Source organism: Rhizobium sp. F40D2 (assembly GCF_051810745.2).
Classification (GTDB): Bacteria; Pseudomonadota; Alphaproteobacteria; order Rhizobiales; family Rhizobiaceae; genus Rhizobium.
The window spans coordinates 220517-237880 of the sequence record NZ_JBPWQX020000004.1 but is presented as its reverse complement, the minus strand read 5'-3'; the positions used below and the strand labels follow the sequence as shown (position 1 = coordinate 237880).

12 protein-coding genes and 2 pseudogenes are annotated in these 17364 nt (G+C 63.3%); 7 read left to right on the top strand and 7 right to left on the bottom strand.

Features of this window, described 5'->3' with window-relative positions; all coding sequences use genetic code 11:
• Positions 1 to 20: 20 nt before the first annotated feature.
• Entirely contained in the window at positions 21 to 935 is a 915-nt protein-coding gene (locus ACS4RS_RS29765) for a LysR substrate-binding domain-containing protein (RefSeq protein WP_439012556.1), read from the bottom strand.
• Between the two features lie 141 nt (positions 936 to 1076).
• On the opposite strand from ACS4RS_RS29765, the gene katG reads away from it, so the two are divergent.
• Positions 1077 to 3263 carry a catalase/peroxidase HPI gene (gene katG / locus ACS4RS_RS29760; protein WP_439012555.1) on the top strand — a complete coding sequence of 729 codons (2187 nt, stop codon included), beginning with the start codon at positions 1077 to 1079 and terminating at the stop codon, positions 3261 to 3263.
• 124 nt (positions 3264 to 3387) lie between these two features.
• On the opposite strand, the gene ACS4RS_RS29755 is transcribed toward katG, so the two are convergent.
• The gene (locus tag ACS4RS_RS29755; protein ID WP_439012554.1) at positions 3388 to 4356 is read right to left on the bottom strand and encodes a zinc-dependent alcohol dehydrogenase family protein; all 969 of its coding nucleotides are present in this window, start codon (positions 4354 to 4356) and stop codon (positions 3388 to 3390) included.
• Between the two features lie 53 nt (positions 4357 to 4409).
• On the opposite strand from ACS4RS_RS29755, the gene ACS4RS_RS29750 reads away from it, so the two are divergent.
• From ACS4RS_RS29750 to ACS4RS_RS29730, 5 genes are all read left to right on the top strand, one after another.
• The gene (locus ACS4RS_RS29750) at positions 4410 to 4820 is read left to right on the top strand and encodes an acyl-CoA thioesterase (RefSeq protein ID WP_097624256.1); all 411 of its coding nucleotides are present in this window, start codon (positions 4410 to 4412) and stop codon (positions 4818 to 4820) included.
• Between the two features lie 28 nt (positions 4821 to 4848).
• Complete coding sequence (locus ACS4RS_RS29745; protein WP_439012553.1) at positions 4849 to 6372, top strand: AMP-binding protein; 1524 nt, start codon at positions 4849 to 4851, stop codon at positions 6370 to 6372.
• Positions 6350 to 7543 (top strand): acetyl-CoA C-acyltransferase, encoded by a 1194-nt coding sequence (locus tag ACS4RS_RS29740; RefSeq protein WP_439012552.1) that lies wholly within the window; start codon positions 6350 to 6352, stop codon positions 7541 to 7543. Before ACS4RS_RS29745 ends, ACS4RS_RS29740 begins: the two co-directional genes overlap by 23 nt.
• A gap of 656 nt (positions 7544 to 8199) precedes the next feature.
• Positions 8200 to 8964 (top strand): NAD(P)H-binding protein, encoded by a 765-nt coding sequence (locus tag ACS4RS_RS29735; RefSeq protein WP_439012551.1) that lies wholly within the window; start codon positions 8200 to 8202, stop codon positions 8962 to 8964.
• An 11-nt stretch (positions 8965 to 8975) separates the two neighbouring features.
• Complete coding sequence (locus ACS4RS_RS29730) at positions 8976 to 9392, top strand: cupin domain-containing protein (protein ID WP_439012550.1); 417 nt, start codon at positions 8976 to 8978, stop codon at positions 9390 to 9392.
• Between the two features lie 52 nt (positions 9393 to 9444).
• Here ACS4RS_RS29730 and ACS4RS_RS29725 read toward each other — a convergent pair whose 3' ends face one another.
• Entirely contained in the window at positions 9445 to 10728 is a 1284-nt protein-coding gene (locus ACS4RS_RS29725) for a cystathionine gamma-synthase family protein (protein ID WP_439012549.1), read from the bottom strand.
• An 86-nt stretch (positions 10729 to 10814) separates the two neighbouring features.
• Entirely contained in the window at positions 10815 to 11894 is a 1080-nt protein-coding gene (locus ACS4RS_RS29720; protein ID WP_439012548.1) for a YhjD/YihY/BrkB family envelope integrity protein, read from the bottom strand.
• A gap of 636 nt (positions 11895 to 12530) precedes the next feature.
• Between ACS4RS_RS29720 and ACS4RS_RS29715 the strand changes: the two are divergent.
• A pseudogene (locus ACS4RS_RS29715) lies at positions 12531 to 13451 on the top strand (IS110 family transposase); the annotation flags it as partial.
• 1477 nt (positions 13452 to 14928) lie between these two features.
• On the opposite strand, the pseudogene ACS4RS_RS29710 reads toward ACS4RS_RS29715, so the two are convergent.
• The 3 genes and pseudogenes from ACS4RS_RS29710 to dhaL form a co-directional block, all read right to left on the bottom strand.
• Positions 14929 to 15838: pseudogene (locus tag ACS4RS_RS29710) on the bottom strand (protein-L-isoaspartate O-methyltransferase family protein).
• Between the two features lie 273 nt (positions 15839 to 16111).
• Positions 16112 to 16651 carry a GNAT family N-acetyltransferase gene (locus ACS4RS_RS29705; protein ID WP_439012547.1) on the bottom strand — a complete coding sequence of 180 codons (540 nt, stop codon included), beginning with the start codon at positions 16649 to 16651 and terminating at the stop codon, positions 16112 to 16114.
• A 63-nt stretch (positions 16652 to 16714) separates the two neighbouring features.
• Positions 16715 to 17362 carry a dihydroxyacetone kinase subunit DhaL gene (gene dhaL / locus ACS4RS_RS29700; RefSeq protein WP_439012546.1) on the bottom strand — a complete coding sequence of 216 codons (648 nt, stop codon included), beginning with the start codon at positions 17360 to 17362 and terminating at the stop codon, positions 16715 to 16717.
• Between the last annotated feature and the right edge of the window lie 2 nt (positions 17363 to 17364).

Genomic DNA, 17364 nt, shown 5'->3' with positions numbered 1-17364 from the left:
GCAGGACATCATCATGTCCCTCACCGCGCGAGCTGTCGTTCGCGCATGATGTCGGCCGAGCGGCGAACCGCTTCGGAAACCTGCAGCAGCTGTTTGGCCATGGGGGTCGAATTGCGCCAGACCATGCCGATCGTCCGTGAGGGCCTCGGAGACTGGAAACGTGAGATCGACACATGGGCTGAGCGCGTTTCGACGGGAACGGCCATTTCCGGGATCAGAGTGATGCCGATGCCGGCGCTGACCATCTGGACCAAGGTGGAGAGCGAGCTGCCTTCCATGACTTCGCGTGGGCGGGCCGAGCCGATCTTGCAGAACGACAAGGCTTGATCGCGGAAGCAGTGGCCCTCCTCGAGCAGCAGCAACCGCATCTCGCGCAGCGCCTCGCGTTCGGGTACCGGCTTGCCCTCGTCTTCGGGCCGCCGCACCAGCACGAATTCTTCCTTGAAGAGCTCGAGTTCGGTCAGTGACGGTTCCGACACCGGCAAGGCAACGATTGCGGTGTCCAGCTGGCCTTGGGTAAGCTCCTGAACAAGCTTTGCCGTCTGCGTCTCGCGCACCTCGATCTGAATTCCGGCGAAAGTTTTGTTCAGATCGTTTATGATGACCGGCAGCAAATAAGGTGCGATGGTCGGTATGATGCCGATGCGCAGCCGCGCCAGGAAGGAGTGGCGAGAGGCGCGTGCCAACTCCCCCAGTTCGTCCACGCCCCGCAGGATCTCGCGGACCTTGAGAGCGAAAGTCTGGCCGAAGGCCGTCAGCTTTACTTCACGCGCGTTACGTTCGAAAAGCTCGCCGCCCAACTCCTGCTCAAGTTCTTTGATCTGCATTGAGAGTGCCGGCTGGGAAATGGCGCAGGCTTCAGCAGCGCGCCGGAAGCGGCCATCCCTTGCCAGGGCTTCAAAATAACGCAGCTGTTTCAGAGTCATGTTTTTCATAAGCTCAGCTTATCGCAGCAATCAGTAAATCCAACTTAAAATTATCATATGGTTCCGATATGAAGACAGCAATGAAGAGCGGGGCGCCCACTCGGCTCAACGTTTGAACGGCAGACAGATCAAGCAATGAAGGAGACAATCATGGACAACCCCACTGACAGCACAGGCAAATGTCCTGTTGCACATCACAAGGCTCCAGCCGGCCGGTCGAACCGCGACTGGTGGCCGAACCAGCTGAACGTGCAGATTCTTCACCACAACTCCGGCCGCGCCGACCCGCTCGGCCAAGCCTTCGACTATGCCGAGGAGTTCAAGAAGCTCGATCTCGCCTCGCTGAAGCAGGATCTTCACGCGCTGATGACCGATTCGCAGGATTGGTGGCCGGCCGACTTCGGTCACTACGGCGGCCTGTTCATCCGCATGGCCTGGCACAGCGCCGGCACCTACCGCATCACCGACGGCCGCGGCGGCGCCGGTCAAGGCCAGCAGCGTTTTGCGCCGCTGAACAGCTGGCCTGACAATGCCAATCTCGACAAGGCCCGCCGCCTGCTGTGGCCGATCAAGCAGAAATACGGCAACCGCATCTCCTGGGCCGACCTTCTGATCCTCACCGGCAACGTCGCCCTGGAATCCATGGGATTCAAGACCTTCGGCTTTGCCGGCGGCCGCGCCGATGTCTGGGAGCCGGAAGAGCTCTACTGGGGTCCTGAAGGAACCTGGCTCGGGGACGAGCGCTATAGCGGCGAACGCCAGCTGGCAGAACCGCTCGGCGCCGTGCAGATGGGCCTCATCTACGTCAATCCGGAGGGCCCGGGCGGCAATCCCGATCCGATCGCTTCGGCGCGCGACATCCGCGAAACCTTTGCCCGCATGGCGATGAACGACGAAGAGACCGTGGCGTTGATCGCAGGCGGCCACACCTTCGGCAAGACGCATGGCGCCGGCGATCCGTCCCTCATCGGCGCAGAGCCGGAAGGCGGCGCGATCGAGGATCAGGGCCTCGGCTGGAAGAGCTCGTTCGGCACCGGCGTCGGCAAGGACGCGATCACGGCCGGCCTCGAAGTCACCTGGTCGCAGACGCCGACCAAGTGGAGCAATTACTTCTTCGAAAACCTTTTCGCTTTCGAATGGGAACTGACGAAGAGCCCGGCCGGCGCCCACCAGTGGCAGGCGAAGAACGCTGACGCTACCATTCCGGATGCCTATGATGCCGGCAAGAAGCACCTGCCGACCATGCTGACCAGCGACCTGGCGCTGCGTTTCGATCCGATCTACGAGAAGATCTCGCGCCGCTTCCTCGAAAATCCCGATCAGTTCGCCGACGCCTTCGCCCGCGCCTGGTTCAAGCTGACCCACCGCGACATGGGACCGAAGGTGCGTTACCTCGGCCCCGAAGTGCCGACAGAAGACCTGATCTGGCAGGATGTGATCCCGGCCGTCGATCATCCGCTCGTCGACGACAAGGACATCGCCGCGCTGAAGGAAAAGGTTCTGGCGACCGGCCTTTCCGTGCAGGAACTGGTCTCCACAGCCTGGGCCTCCGCCTCGACCTTCCGCGGCTCCGACAAGCGCGGTGGCGCCAATGGCGCACGCATCCGCCTTGCTCCGCAGAAGGACTGGGAAGCCAACCAGCCGGCCCAGCTCGCCAAGGTGCTCGGTGTCCTCGAAAGCCTCCAGAAGGACTTCAACGCCGCCCAGACCGGCGGCAAGAAGATCTCGCTCGCCGACCTGATCGTTCTTGCTGGTGCAGCCGGCGTCGAAAAGGCGGCTGCGGCCGGCGGTCAGTCCGTCAGCGTACCGTTTACGCCGGGTCGCGCGGACGCCTCCGAGGCGCAGACCGACGCGCATTCCTTCGCAGCACTCGAGCCGCGGATCGACGGCTTCCGCAACTATGTGAACGGCAAGCGCCTGCAGTTCATGAAGCCGGAAGAAGCGCTCGTCGACCGCGCCCAGCTGCTTACGCTAACCGGACCCGAGATGACCGTCCTCGTCGGCGGCCTGCGCGTGCTCAAGGCCGGCCAGCCGGAACACGGCGTCTTCACCGCCCGTCCCGAGACGCTGACGAACGACTTCTTCGTCAACCTGCTCGACATGGGTACCCAATGGGTTCCCGCTGCCGGCCAGGAAGGCGTCTATGAAGGCCGCGACCGCAAGACCGGCGCCGCCAAGTGGACCGGCACCCGCGTCGACCTGATCTTCGGCTCGCACTCGCAGCTTCGCGCCTTTGCCGAAGTCTACGGTCAGGCCGACGCCAAGGAGAAGTTCGTCAAGGACTTCGTCGCCGCCTGGAACAAGGTCATGAACGCCGACCGCTTCGACCTCGTCTGATTGGTAAGCATTCGCCCGGGCGCGGTTTCCGCTGCGCCCGGGCTTTTTCTCACCGCCAACGCTCAAGGGAGTCTCATCCTGAGGTGCCCCGCAGGGGCCTCGAAGGGCGAGGCGGGCGCGCCCGTCAGGCGAGCAGCACCTTGCCACCAACCCGGAAGGGAAGCGCGGCGCGCAGCGCCTCACCGATCTTTTCAAGAGAAAAAACCTCCCGCACCTCGGTCGCGATCACCTTCGCAGCGATTTGCGCCGCCACTTCGGAATAGGCGCGCTGGACCTCGCCCATGTCTTCGGAATGAACCCATTCCCGGAGATGGAAAAAGGAGAAGGTGATACCGGGATGGGCGGCCCAGAAGGAATTCGGGATGCTTTGGCCCGAGAGCAGGCCGTAATGGACGAAATGCCCGCCTGGTTTGAGCGCAGCAGCGAGGATTGAGGCGCGCGCGCCGCCGACGCAATCGAGCGCTGCGTCCAGCCCATGCCGGCCGGCAAGCCCGGCGGCCAGATCGCCGTCCGCCCTGTCGACGATGACGGTCTCGAGGCGGCCGCTGAGGCGCGCGCGCGATTCCTCGCTGCGGACGATCGCGACCGGCTCCACGCCTGCGGCATTGGCAAGGCCGATCAGGATCGATCCGATCGAAGAGGCGGCGGCATTGACGGCGATACGCATGCCCGGCCTCAACCCGATCTTCTTGTGCAGCATCAGCCAGGCCGTCATCGGATTGACGTAGCTTGTCGCCGCCTCGAAATCGGAGAGCGTGTCCGGAACACGAAGGCACCAGCTGGGATCGGTATCCTTGAACTCCTGCCATCCGCCGGCGCTGCGCACCGGCAGCACACGGGTGCCGGGCGTAAGCCCGTAAACGTCTTCACCGCAGGCCTCGACCACCCCGAAGGCTTCGAAGCCGGGGATGAAGGGCAGGGCCGTGCGTCCGGCATAGGCGCCTGAAATGGTGATGATATCGGATGGATTGATCGACCGCGCCAAGTGCCGCACCCGGACCTGATCGCGGCGCAGCACCGGCAATGCGGCCCGCTCGATCCCGACGACATCCTGAGCCGGGCCGAATTTTCGCACCACCGCCTGATATTGCATTGCATCCCCCAGACAACAGCGGTTAGAACAGCCCACCAATTTTCGGTGACCGCATGAGTGTTGACGACAGGCCTTTAGCATCCTTCCGGGTCTCGATGCGAGACATCGACATCTATGGTCATGTCCATAACTCGGTTTACCTCGACTATTGCGAGGATGCGGTCGTCGAGTTCCTGCGGCACCGGGAAATTCTCAGCCACTTCCGCCACACCTCCTCGGGCGTTGCCTATCACGTGAAGAAGGCGGAGATCACTTTTCACAACCCCATCGACGTCGACGACGTCGTCGAAGCCAAGGTGACCGTCGAGAAAATCGGGCGCACGAGCCTCTCCTTTGCGATCGAGCTTTTTCGCCAGCGCGATGGCGCCCATTGCGCCTCGGCAGGGTTCGTCTGGGTCTGCGTCGGCCTCTCCGACAGCCGCCCGACGCCGATCCCCGACGCCACCAGGGCCGCCTTGGGCTGACGGCCGATCTTCAAACCAGCGGGTTTCCATGCCGATCCATGCAGAGCTTCTTCGACATGCAACGGAAAGGCCGGATAAGCCGGCGCTGGCGATCGGCGGCTGCTCGCTGAGCTACGGCGAACTCCATTTGCGCGCCAAGGCGATTTACCGTTTCCTCCAGGAATTGCCGCGCTCGACTCGCCGCACGCTCGATCTGCCCGGCGTCGAGAGGCTTGCGGCGCTGAGCCTCGGCAACCACATCGGCTTCGCCGAATATTTCATCGCCGCCACCGCCGCGCCGAATGCCTGCGCGGTGATCGACCCGATGATGCCGCCTGAGAGAATCGAGCGCATCATCGAGCGGCTGGCGCCCGACGTGCTTGTTGTCGATGACGATAGAGGTCCAAGCGCCGAGATCGGACGCAGGCTCGGCATACTAGTCATCACCGCTGGAGCCGAACCCTTCGATCTCGACCACACGGAAGGCGAGCTGCCTGGTGATGCCGAGGGCATCTTCCTGATCGGCTTTACCTCGGGCACCACCGCCGAGCCGAAAGCCTATTATCGCTCGCGCGAGCAATGGCGCCGGAGCCTCGACCGGGGGCGCATGGTTTTCGAACTCGGAGACGCGCCGTCCACCCTGTGCCCCGGCGCCTTGGCGCATGGCCTTGCACTTTACGCCATGGTCGAAGCCTTCGATGCCGGCAGCACTTTCCAATCGGTGAGGAAATGGGATGCCGCTGCCGTCGCGCGCATTCTCTCCGCCGAAGCGATCGAACGGCTGGTCGCCGTGCCCACCCATATAGCAGGCATTGCCAGAGCCTGGGCATCCGAACCGGCTCTGACCTCCCTGCGCGACGTCCTGACCGCCGGCGCGAAATTGGACATGAACGGCGTCGAAGCCATGCGCCGCCTTTTTCCGAAAGCGCGCATCCGCGAATATTACGGCGCATCCGAGATCGGCTTCATGACCGTCTCGACCCTCGTCGGCGGCCCGGTCGATTTTCCGATCGACCGGGTGGGCCAAGCCTATCCCGGCGTAGAGATTTCCATTCGCGACCCTGATGAAAGCGACGTCGGCACCGATGTGCCGGGAACCATCTTCGTCAGGAGCGACCTGATCGCCGACGGCTATCTCTGGGGCGACGACGGCCAGGCATTCCGGGTCACTCCGGCGGGAGCGACGGTCGGCGATCTCGGCGAACTCGATGAAAACGGCATGCTGCGGGTGATCGGCCGGGCAGGTGGCATGATGATATCGGGCGGTAACAACGTCTATCCCGCCGAAGTCGAGAGCGCGCTGAAAGCCTGCCCAGGCATCGAAGATGCCGTCGTCTTCGGCCTGCCGGATGCCTATTATGGCCAGCGGATCGTCGCGGTCGTCTCGGGAGATGCGCCCGAGGCGGAAATGCTGGCTGACCATTGCGCAAGACAGCTCGCCAGGTTCAAAATCCCCAGGCAATTCTACCATATTGCTTCCTGGCCGATGACGAGCAGCGGCAAGATTTCCAGGGGCCAGGTGGAAACAGCGGTCATTTCGGGAGACGGTCTTGTCCTACGCCTATCAGCCTGACGAAGATTGGCAGCCGGTCGTGGTTGCCGCTTACCGCACACCGATCGGCCGGGCCTTCGGCTCGCTTGGGACGGTTGCAGCCGAAGGCTTGCTTGCGCCGATCATCCGCCGGATCGTTGCCGAAACGGGCGTTGCGCCCGAGGCCATAGACGATGTGCTGGTCGGCAATGCCGCTGGCGGCGGCGGCAATATCAGCCGGCTGGCGGCACTCACCGCCGGCCTGCCCGTGTCGGTTCCCGGTGTGGCCATCGACCGGCAATGCGGTTCAGGCCTGGAAGCCATCATCATGGCCGCCCGCCTGATCCAGGCGAAAGCCGGCGCCTGCTATCTCGCCGGCGGCGTCGAAAGTGTCAGCACCGCGCCCTGGCGCGTCGAAAGGCCGATAGCCAATGGGGCGCTGCCGCGCTTTTACGGCCGCGCCCGGTTTTCCCCTGAAGCGGTCGGCGATCCCGAGATGGGCATTGCCGCCGAAAACGTCGCCCGTCAATTCGCCATCACGCGCCAGAGGCAGGACGAATTCGCGCTCCGCAGCCACCGCCTCGCCGTCGCGGCCGCCGAGGAGGGCCTTTTTCAGCCAGAGATCGTCGACATCTCCACCACTCACGGACTGGTCGACCGCGACGAATGCCCGCGCCCCTCCACATCGCTCGAGGCGCTCGCAAATCTTCGGCCGGTCTTTCTCCGAGACGGTTCGGTGACCGCAGGCAATGCCTGCCCGCTGAATGACGGCGCCTGCCTGGTGCTGGTCATGAGCCGCCGGATGGCCAAAAGCCTCGGCATCGGCAAGGGCCTCGCCTTCATCGACAGCGCCGCGGCCGGCGTCGATCCCAACCTGCTCGGCATCGGCCCCGTCGCCTCGACCAAAAAGCTGCTGCAGCGCCAGCCCGGGCTCTCGCTCTCCGGCATCCATGCCATCGAATTCAACGAGGCCTTCGCCGCCCAGGTTCTGGCATCGCTCGATCAGCTCGATATCCCTGCCGACACGGTCAACAGCAATGGCGGTGCCATTGCGCTTGGCCATCCCTTCGGCGCATCAGGCGCGATCCTCGTTACCCGGCTATATACCCAGCTGATCCACAAGGAGGCGATCGGTGCGACTGGTCTAGCCATGATCGGCATCGCCGGCGGCCTCGGCCTGACGGCTCTATTCGAGGCAGTCGCGCTTTCCTGAGAAGGACCGCCTGCATCTGCTACCGCTTGCCAGGTTCGCGCCAAAGCTTGCCCCTAACCCTCTCGCCCCAAAAACCGGGGAGAGGCGGCGTGCCCTGCGGCCGGAGAGGGCAGCTTCCTCCCGCGAGCGAGGAGAAGGTGGCGGCATGCAAGGGGCGCGCATGGCACACCATCATTGGCCTTCGTTCGCGCTCTAGGTGAGTTTTCTCCGGCGACTTTAGCCCCACCCTCCGTCATGCTCGGCCTTGAGCCGAGCATCCACGCCGCATCCACCGGCAGCCGGGGCATGGGTCCTCGGCTCAAGGCCGAGGACGACGGAGAGTGTGTTTGGCTTCTCGCTAAACTCCGCTGGACTTATCTAGCCGCCCCGCCTCCGTCCCTTGCAACGCCTGACGACGCAGTCCCTCCATCCCGGCCGAACGCCCCAACGTAGGGCGAGCCGCGCTACTGCCTTCGCATAGGACGACAGCGACCGAGGGAGAATGGTTCGGGCCGACGATCCGGCGCATTCTCCTGCCCATCGGCTGCGGCCGGCCACGCCGGAGATTTCGCGTGGCGTCCCCATACCGATGAAGTCGCCTGCCTCGCCGAGGCGGCGATTTCGGCAGCCACCCGAGATCAACAGAGGAAATCCTCGCTAGGACAAGGAGACTACCCATGAAGATCGTCATTATCGGCGGCACCGGGCTTATCGGCTCGAAAACCGTGGAAAGATTGCGCAGCAAGGGGCACGAGGTGCTGGCGGCGTCGCCGAATTCGGGCGTCGACACGATCACCGGCAAGGGGCTTGCCGAAGCGCTGGCCGGCGCCGAGGTGGTGCTCGATCTCGCCAATTCGCCCTCCTTCGAGGACAAGGCCGTCCTGGAATTTTTCCAGACATCGGGCCGCAATCTGCTGAAGGCAGCGGCCGCCGCCGGCGTAAAACATCATATCGCCCTGTCGATCGTCGGCATGGAGCGGCTGCAGGGCAGCGGCTATATGCGCGCCAAGATGGCCCAGGAGCAGCTGATCAAGGCTTCCGGCATTCCCTACACCATCGTCCATTCCACACAGTTTCACGAATTCATGGCCGGCATCGCCCAGTCGGGCACATCAGGCCAGATGGTGCATCTGTCGCCGGCCTATGTTCAGCCGATCGCATCGGACGATGTCGCCGACGTCATGGCCGAGGTGGCGCTCGCAGCACCCGTGAACGGCACGATCGAGATCGGCGGGCCGGAGAAAATCCGTCTCACCGACATCATCGCACGCCTCCTGAAAGCGACGAACGATCCGCGCCAGGTAATGGCGGATCCTCACGCCCGCTATTTCGGAGTCGAGCTCGAGGATAACTCGCTGGTAACCGGCACCGGCGCGCGGCTCGGCCGGATCCGCTTCGACGATTGGCTGAGCCGGCAGCCGCCGCAGAAAAAGAGCGCTTGAGGAGACCAGATATGTTCAGAAAGATTATTTCGGCCACCGCCTTCGCCGTTGCCCTCGCAGCCGGAGCGCAGGCTTTCGCTGCATCAGGCGGCAAAGCCAAGGTAACCCTCGTCTACGACCACGAGCTTCCCAATGTTCCCGGCAAGAGCATCAAGGCCGTGCTCGTCGAATATAAGCCCGGCGGCACATCGCCGGGCCACACCCACCCGAAATCCGCCTTCATCTATGCCACCGTTCTGGAGGGCTCGATCAAAAGCCAGGTCAATGACGGCCCGGTGAAGATTTACAAGGCCGGCGAAAGCTTTCCCGAATTCCCCGGCGATCACCACAGTGTCAGCGCCAACGGCAGCAAGACCGCGCCGGCGAAACTGCTTGCGGTCTTCGTGGTGAACTCGGACGAGACGGAGCTGACGACCGACGACAAGTGACGTCACCCACGATGCCCGGCGCCGCCGGGCATCGATATTTCTTAGCTCTTCTTCAGGCCGCCTGCAGCGCCATCTCCAGATCGGCGATCAGATCGTCCGGATGCTCGATGCCGATCGACAGGCGGATCGTCGATTCCAGCACGCCGATGCGCTGGCGAACATCGGCGGGCACGCCGGAATGCGTCATGGCCGCCGGATGGCTCGCAAGCGATTCCGTGCCGCCGAGGCTGACCGCAAGCTTGAAGACCTGCAGTGCGTTCAGAAACTTGAAGGAGGCCGGCTGGCCGCCGCGAATATCGAAGGAGAAGGTGGAGCCGGCGCCGGTGCATTGCGCGGCGAAGGTCCGGCCGGCCGGCGAGTCCGGATCATGATAGGGCAGGTAGTGAACCTTCTCGACCTTCGGATGGTCGCGCAGAAAATCGGCGACGGCCCGCGCATTGCTGTTGGCCCGCTCCATGCGCAGCTGCAGCGTTTCCAGCGAGCGGCCGAGCATCCAGCAGGAATGCGGATCGAGCTGCGTGCCGATCGCGCCGCGCAGCGCCTTGACCTGCTTGATGACAGGCTTGCGGCCGAGGACGGCGCCGGCGATCAGGTCGGAATGGCCGCCGACATATTTGGTCAGCGAATAGAGCGAAATATCGGCGCCGTGTTCGATCGGTCGCTGGAAAACCGGGCCGAGCAGGGTGTTGTCGCAGACAATGATCGGCGTATGCCCCTGCTTTGCGCCGATCGCGTCGGCCACGCGCCGGATCATCGCGACATCGACCAGGCTGTTGGTCGGATTGGCCGGCGTTTCGATCAGGATGACGGAAACGCGGCCCTTGGCCATCGCCTCCTCAGCCGCCTTCTGCACCGATCCCTCGCTGACGCCGTCGGCAAAGCCGACCGCGGCGACGCCGAAGTTCAGGAAGGTCTTGGCCAACAGGGTTTCCGTGCCGCCATAAAGCGGCTGCGAATGCAGGATCGCATCGCCCGGCCGGACGAAGGCGAACAAAGTCGTGGCGATCGCCGACATGCCTGAGGAAAACAGCGCGCCGCTTTCCGTCCGCTCGTAGACGGCAAGCCTGTCCTCGACGATCTCGCTATTGGGATGGTTGAAGCGCGAATAGACGAGACCGGCGCCTTTTCCCGCCGGTGGCTCGCGGCGGCCCGAGACGTAATCGAAAAAGTCGCGGCCATCCTCGGCCGAATTGAAGACGAAGGTGGAGGTGAGGAATACCGGCGGCTTGACCGCCCCTTCCGAGAGTTCGGGATCGTAGCCGTAATTCAGCATCTGCGTTTCGGGATGCAGTGCATGATTGCCGATATGGGTTTTGGAAGGATGCGGGGCCGTCATGATCGTCTCCTCTGTCGGGATTGCCCAAAAACAAATTACATCAAATCCGCGTCTGAGGCGTAGTCATCGATGATGCTCCTCAATGATCAGTTGATGGCCTCGCCCAAAGTGTCTGCAACATAGGCGCCGCGCGCGCCCATCGGCAGCGGTGGGCCCGTCGTCGTATCCCTCGCGGTCTGATGCTCCAGTTCGGCGTTGAGCTCTGCGCCGATGACGAGAATGACGACCGAAAGCCAGATCCAGATGAGGAAGCCGATCAGCGCACCGAGCGTGCCATAGGTCGCGTTATAATTGGCGAAATGATCGAGATAGAAGGAGAAGCCGAGCGACATCGCCGCCCAGGCGACCGTCGTCAGAGCCGCCCCCCACGTCATCCACCGGAGCTTGGCAGGCTCCCGGCTGGGGCCGAAGCGGTAGACCGAGGTCACCGCCACCGCCACAACAAGCAGAAGCAGCGGCCACCGCAGGAGTAGCGCCATGTGCTCCTTGAACTGATCGAGCCAGAGATAGGAGAGCACGACCGGCATGACGCCGACAAGCGCCACCATGACCACCGTCAGAAGCATCGCGCTCAAGGTGAAGCAGAGGCCGACGAGGTTCAGCCGGATAAGACCGCGCTTCTCATTTTCCTCATAGGCCACATTCATCGCATCGAAGATCGCCAGCGTGCCGCTATGCGTGCTCCACAGCGCAATGCCGAGACCGACGAAAAAGGTGATGCCGAGCGCACTGTCGCGCTTGCTGACGAGTTCCTTGATCTGATCGGCCAGAAGGTCGAAGGCCCCCGGCGGCAACAGACCGGCCAGTTCGCGAAGATGCTCCGATATGGTGACCGGATCGGCGACCAGCCCGTAGAGAGACACCAACGCCGCCATGGCGGGAAACAGCGCCAGCAGCAGATAGAAAGTCACACCCGCGGCAACGAGTGTCACCCGGTCGTTCAGGACTTCATGGTAAACTCGCCAGAACACATCGCGAAGACCGCTGAGCGGAATAGCCTCGGGCGTGGCGGCGCTGCGACCATGATCGTCAACCGGGCGGCGGGGCTCCGCCGACGGGGCCGGCGCACCACCCTGCTTCGCCTGCAACAACACAAATGCCCCGATCGCCGCTGCCATCATCGCAGCGGCGATGGACAATCTCTTGAGCGGGAGCGCATCTGCCATTACCCTATCCTCTGATTTGCTGCGTGGATAACGCCGGGTGCTGCAAAAGGATGCAAGCCGTTGCTTTCTTGTGGAGATTCGAAGCGCAGGGGAGGGGAGGCCGCGGCAACAAGGGCTGCGCCGGACAGAAACGCCGGATCATAATATACTGATTTTACTGGATAAGTTATTCGATACGGAAGGGAAACCGGACTTTAGTTTCATCACTGCGGGCTAGGCTATATCCGGGCGCGACCGCCGACGCGGCGATTTTTAGGCCACTAGGAGAGCAAATTCGGCACCACGCATCTCGGAAAGCCCGATTTGGACCCGAATTTCGTCCGCCATAGGCGCACGCCGGACATTAAGCGCGATAAACGATGCCTCCCCTCATCAATAGCCCCGTCAGACATAGCCGGCAATAGTCGCTCGCGTTGTCCATGGCAAACATCGCCCTTGGCGTATCGACGCCGCCGCGCCGACATTCCAGAGAGCCTCATCCTTGTACGTTGCCGTTGCTGTATAATGCGGCTGTGCGGCGGGGATGCGTGTCATCCCTGGTTTTTGAACTCGCACCTCGGCGAGCATCTCCGTCGCCATGTCTTCGCTCGAACGGTTGGTTGGGCCTTGAGCCCGCGTTGCAAGGAGGAGCACCCCATGCATGTCCCCAAAACTTTCATGGTCGGCATCGATGTTTCGAAGGCCCATCTCGACGTTGCCGTCGAAGGCAAACGCACCGTTGTCCGCTTCGACAACGATGCAGCAGGCCGCGCCGCGCTCGCGGCGGCGGTCGCCGGCGCAGAGCTTGTTGTCGTCGAGGCCACTGGCGGTTACGAGATGGCGACCGTCAGGACGCTGATGGCCGCCGATATTCCTGTCGCCGTCGTCAATCCCCGCCAGATCCGCGATTTCGCCAGGGCCAGCGGCCGGCTGGCCAAGACCGATCAGGTCGATGCCCGCGTCATTCTCCACTTCGCCAGAGCGATGCGGCCGGCACAGATCCCCCATATCGACGACGGCCGCATGGCGCTTGCTGCCCTCGTCACCCGTCGCCGCCAGCTCATCGACATGGCAGTCGCCGAGAAGAACCGCCTCGAACATGCCCCGCAAGCCGTCGCCGTGCTGATCGGCGAGACCCTCGCCGCCCTCAAGGCCCAGCTCGCCCGCGTCGATGCCGCCATCGCGCTCGCCATCGAGGCCGAGCCCGACATGGCCGCACGCCGCGACCTGCTGCTGACCGTGCCCGGCATCGGCGAGGTCGGCGCCGCCGTGCTCATCGCCGAACTGCCCGAACTCGGCGGCATCGACGACAAGAAACTCGCCGCCCTCGTCTGCGTCGCACCGATGGCCCACGACAGCGGCGCCTGGCGTGGCCAGCGCCACATCGCCGGCGGCCGCGCCACCGTCCGATGCGCCCTCTACATGGCAACGCTCTCGGCCATTCGCTGCAGTCCAGCCATCAAGGCCTTCTACACAAGGCTGCGCGACGCCGGCAAACCGCCCAAGGTCGCCCTCGTCGCCGCCATGCGAAAACTCATCATCATGATCAACACTATCCTCAAAAGACACACACCCTGGAACGAGCCGCAACAACACGGTTGCTTGAGTGCCCCGCAGGGCCCACGAAGGACGGGGCGGGTGCGCCAACGCCGGGTGAATGCAAGAAGCAGCGAAGAGCGCGTCCTTCGAGGCTCCGGCCTTCAGTCTGCGCGCCTCAGGATGAGGACCCTTGGAGGATGCCGCGCCAATGCCCTAAGCCTCACCGTCAGGTGCCCCGCAGGGGCCTCGAAGGTCGAGACGGGTACGCCCCGCCCATTCCACGCGAGGGCTTCTCCTGATCTCCACAAAGAAACACTTCACCATCAAGGCATAGGCTCATTTTGGGGCCAACGGGATAGTTGGCGCAACGCGACACGCGAAATCGCATACCTGAACGCTTGCCCGCAACATCCGTTGTCCGCGGCGCTCAGATCAAGGCAAGGAGCAACGTGGGAGCGCGTTCTTCGGCGATAAGGCGTCGGCTTCCGCACCTTAGGATAGGGCTCGTCGGAGGGTGCCTCGGCTCGGCTTTCGCCTCGGTTGTCGTCGTCGGTGCGCTCGATGATCCTGCAAGCAAGCGCCGAGATTCCAGAGAGCCGCATCATGAGGCGCCCCATAGGGGGCTCGAAGGACGAGGCGGGCGTTCCGCCGTCTGGTGAATTGCAAGAAGCGGCGTTGCGGCGTGCCCTTCGAGGCTGCGCACCCTTCGGCTTCCGCACCTGAGAATGAGCCCCGTCGGAGTGTGCCGCGGCTCGGCTATTGCCTCGGTTGCAGTCAACTGTGCGCTCGATGATCTTCCGAGCGGCAAGCGCCAATATCCAAGAGAGCATCATCCCGAGGTGCCCCGCAGGAGCCCCGAAGGACAAGGCGGGCGTGCCGGAAATGGAGCAATGCAGGGAGCAGCGCTGGAGCGCGTCCTTCGAGGCTCCGGCCTCCGGCCTGCACACCTCAGGATGCGGGACCCTTGGAGGATGCCGGCCCACCACCCCTCCCGAGAAGTCCCCCGCCCCCGCATTGAGCTCGGAAGACAAGGTGAGTGCGGCGACGCCGAAGCAAATGCTGCGGCAGCGCTGGAGCATGCTTGCGCCCCAGCCTCCACACGAGGGAGCTTGCAGGATACCGCGCGCTAATGGCAAGCGAGGTCCAGACATGAAAACGGCCGGAGATAACCCGAAATTGCTTGCCGTTGTCCGCGGACAACAGGGGCCCTTCCAGGGCGGCAGCGCAAGTTGTCCGCGGACAACGCCACGCAGAATCCCCAAACATTCACCGAAAGCTGCGCCCATTTCGACCCCCGTCCGGCGTCACCACGCCGCCCAGCTGTCAAGCTTGAATTCGCCGCATTGCGGCATTACTTCGTGGTGGACCGAAGCGCTCACCCTCCGAGCCGCCTCGGTTCGACGGACAGCATTCCCCCTCCCAGGCTGTCGGTCACTATCGAAGCCCGGCGCCCTCTCCCGCGCCGGGCTTTCGTTATCTGGGCGGGCTGCTGTCGTCGCCGACGGATAACGTCACCTCATTTGCCCACTGCCGGAATGCTTAAGGGATCGTCGTAGCAGAGCGCCCATTGATCACCGATATACCAGCAGCGCCCTATCCGCGGATCGGTCTTCCGGAGCAGGCTCTTGATGAACTCGGTGCCGCCGCGTTTGAACGCGGCCATCAGCGCCTCGATCTCGCTGTCGTCGATCGTCAATCCACCATCGGCACAGACGAAATAGGCTGTACTGCGCCGCAAATCCACTCGCGCCGCGCTCGATCCGAAGTGCTGCGCCATGGGATGCATGACGGCCGCCACGCGACGGCCGGCCCTGGCGCGGTACACCAAGCGGCAACACCAGGCGTCCTCCGGGTCGCAGCCTCTCGATCCAGGGCGCCGCCGGACGCCCGACGGTGAAGTTCACGTAGATCGCATCCACCTCTTGCTGCGGCCATTGATTGCCGTCGGCGGCGATGACGCTGATATTGGCCCGATCGGCAAGCGCTGTTTGAGCGTGACCCGCTAGATCGGGATCCATCTCGACGGCATAGACATGACCCGCAGCACCCACCAACTCCGCGAGAATGGTGTTATAATAGCCGGTGCCGGCCCCGATATGGGCGATGCGATCGCCGATTTGGACGTCCAGTTCATCCAGCAGCCGCGCATGCAGCGACGGGCTGCCATTGTTGACGCCCTTGTCGGGTTGCAAGGCGAACAACGCATCCTGATAGGCCAGAACCAAATCGGAGGAAAGCAGCGGGCGATATCCGCCACCCAGATTGGCGATCTGCCATGGCGGCGCACCGAGGAATTTTTCGCGCGGCACGACGGCAAAGGCGGCCTCGATCGGCGGGTTCGTCGTTCCGGCGGTTGCCGCCACCTGATGGGCGTAGGCCCGGCGGACCACTGCAATTTCGTCGGCCGTGAACGTCGCAGTCGGTATGGCTCATCTCCGGACTTCGATCCGTTCCGTTTGCTAAACCCCTTGCGTCCGCGGAGCCATATCTGTCGATACATGATCGATCTCGATAAAGGATGACATCTTCAGCAGGCGGCAACCGTGACGGAAGTTAAATGCTAATTTGCTTCCCTTGTGGAAAACTTCATTGTTACGTCATATGCTTAATACAGTCCGGACGACAACCGAGGCCGCCACCGCTGGGCGAATCTGACCTGCAAGCAGGCAGCATCGCCGGAGCTGGTCTGGCCTCGGGCATCAACGTCCCCCAAGAGCGCCAACGATGCAGTCAGGCGCGCGGCGCGGCGCGACCATGGCGTTTACGCTGAAACGCTTCTTGATCCTGTCGACGGGCGTCCCGTCCTGAAGCGGGACCTGGATAAGCCTGTCATAGGTCTCAAAGCCCATCTTCGCATAATAGCCAAGTCCGCTGACATTGTCGGCGCGGATGGTCGCATTGATGAAGTCGAGCCCGAATTCTTCCGCCGCCGCGCGGGTCGCCGGAAAAAGCGCGCTGCCGACGCCAACGGTCTTCGGGTTCATGCGGGCAAAGGTCGCAATGTCGGCGACGCCTTTCGGCGGATCGCCGTATAAGCTCAACGATTGAAAGCCGACCAGCGCCTGATTGTGCTCGACCACATGGCAGGCCAGGGAAAATTCGCCATCGATGAACCAGTCGGCGAATTCGGCAGCCGAAAGCGGAGTCTCGAGCGCTGTCGTTCCGCCTGCCCGGATGATCTCGTTCAGGAGAGTGCTCAGTTCCTCGGCGTCGGATGAGACGGCTTTTCGAATATGCATGTCTTGGCTACCTCATCGTTAGCCAACAACCTATCGGCGAGATTTTGAGATGACAAGCCTGAGTTAACCAATCAGTCCTCGAGCGAATTTTGCGATGGAGGCGATGATGATGGCGGCCGATGCCGCGCCGGGGTCGATATGGCCGATCACCCGATCTCCAAGCCGAGATGCCCGTCCCTTCGCCGCCAGCAAATCCCGGGTCGCTTCGCAGCCTTGGCGCGCTGCCCGCTCCGCAAGTTCGAAACATTCGGGCAGGGAGGTTCCCGAGGCCCAGGCATCGAGCACCGCGTTGGCCGCGGGCTTCCAGGCATCGACCATGGTCTTTTCGCCGGGCTCCGCCTTGCCGCGTTCCTGAATGCCCTGCGCCATCGCCGCGAAAACGCGCACGAACTCCTCGTCGCTCAGCTCCGGTCTTTCCTTGACGGCGGCTCCGGCGCGCATGAAAGCCGTCGCATAAAGCGGGCCCGATGACGCACCGACCGCATTCAAAAATGCTTTTGCCGCCGCGTTGAAGACGGCCGTCGGCGCAGTCTGCGCGGCATCGAGTGCACCGACGGCCTTGGCGGCAGCTTCGCAGCCGGCGTCCATGGCAAGCCCATGATCTCCATCGCCGATGGCGCCATCCAGTTCGCAGAGATGATCACGCTGCGCCGCAATGTCGTCGGCGATCAGGGCAAAGAGGTGCTGCAGGTCTTTCGTCGTAATTGCCATGG

What these genes read in the sequence shown, in the direction of transcription:
- ACS4RS_RS29765 (WP_439012556.1), bottom strand. Translation starts at nt 935, where the DNA reads ATGAAAAACATGACTCTGAAACAGCTGCGTTATTTTGAAGCCCTGGCA.
- katG (WP_439012555.1), top strand. Translation starts at nt 1,077, where the DNA reads ATGGACAACCCCACTGACAGCACAGGCAAATGTCCTGTTGCACATCAC.
- ACS4RS_RS29755 (WP_439012554.1), bottom strand. Translation starts at nt 4,356, where the DNA reads ATGCAATATCAGGCGGTGGTGCGAAAATTCGGCCCGGCTCAGGATGTC.
- ACS4RS_RS29750 (WP_097624256.1), top strand. Translation starts at nt 4,410, where the DNA reads ATGAGTGTTGACGACAGGCCTTTAGCATCCTTCCGGGTCTCGATGCGA.
- ACS4RS_RS29745 (WP_439012553.1), top strand. Translation starts at nt 4,849, where the DNA reads ATGCCGATCCATGCAGAGCTTCTTCGACATGCAACGGAAAGGCCGGAT.
- ACS4RS_RS29735 (WP_439012551.1), top strand. Translation starts at nt 8,200, where the DNA reads ATGAAGATCGTCATTATCGGCGGCACCGGGCTTATCGGCTCGAAAACC.
- ACS4RS_RS29730 (WP_439012550.1), top strand. Translation starts at nt 8,976, where the DNA reads ATGTTCAGAAAGATTATTTCGGCCACCGCCTTCGCCGTTGCCCTCGCA.
- ACS4RS_RS29725 (WP_439012549.1), bottom strand. Translation starts at nt 10,728, where the DNA reads ATGACGGCCCCGCATCCTTCCAAAACCCATATCGGCAATCATGCACTG.
- ACS4RS_RS29720 (WP_439012548.1), bottom strand. Translation starts at nt 11,894, where the DNA reads ATGGCAGATGCGCTCCCGCTCAAGAGATTGTCCATCGCCGCTGCGATG.
- ACS4RS_RS29705 (WP_439012547.1), bottom strand. Translation starts at nt 16,651, where the DNA reads ATGCATATTCGAAAAGCCGTCTCATCCGACGCCGAGGAACTGAGCACT.
- dhaL (WP_439012546.1), bottom strand. Translation starts at nt 17,362, where the DNA reads ATGGCAATTACGACGAAAGACCTGCAGCACCTCTTTGCCCTGATCGCC.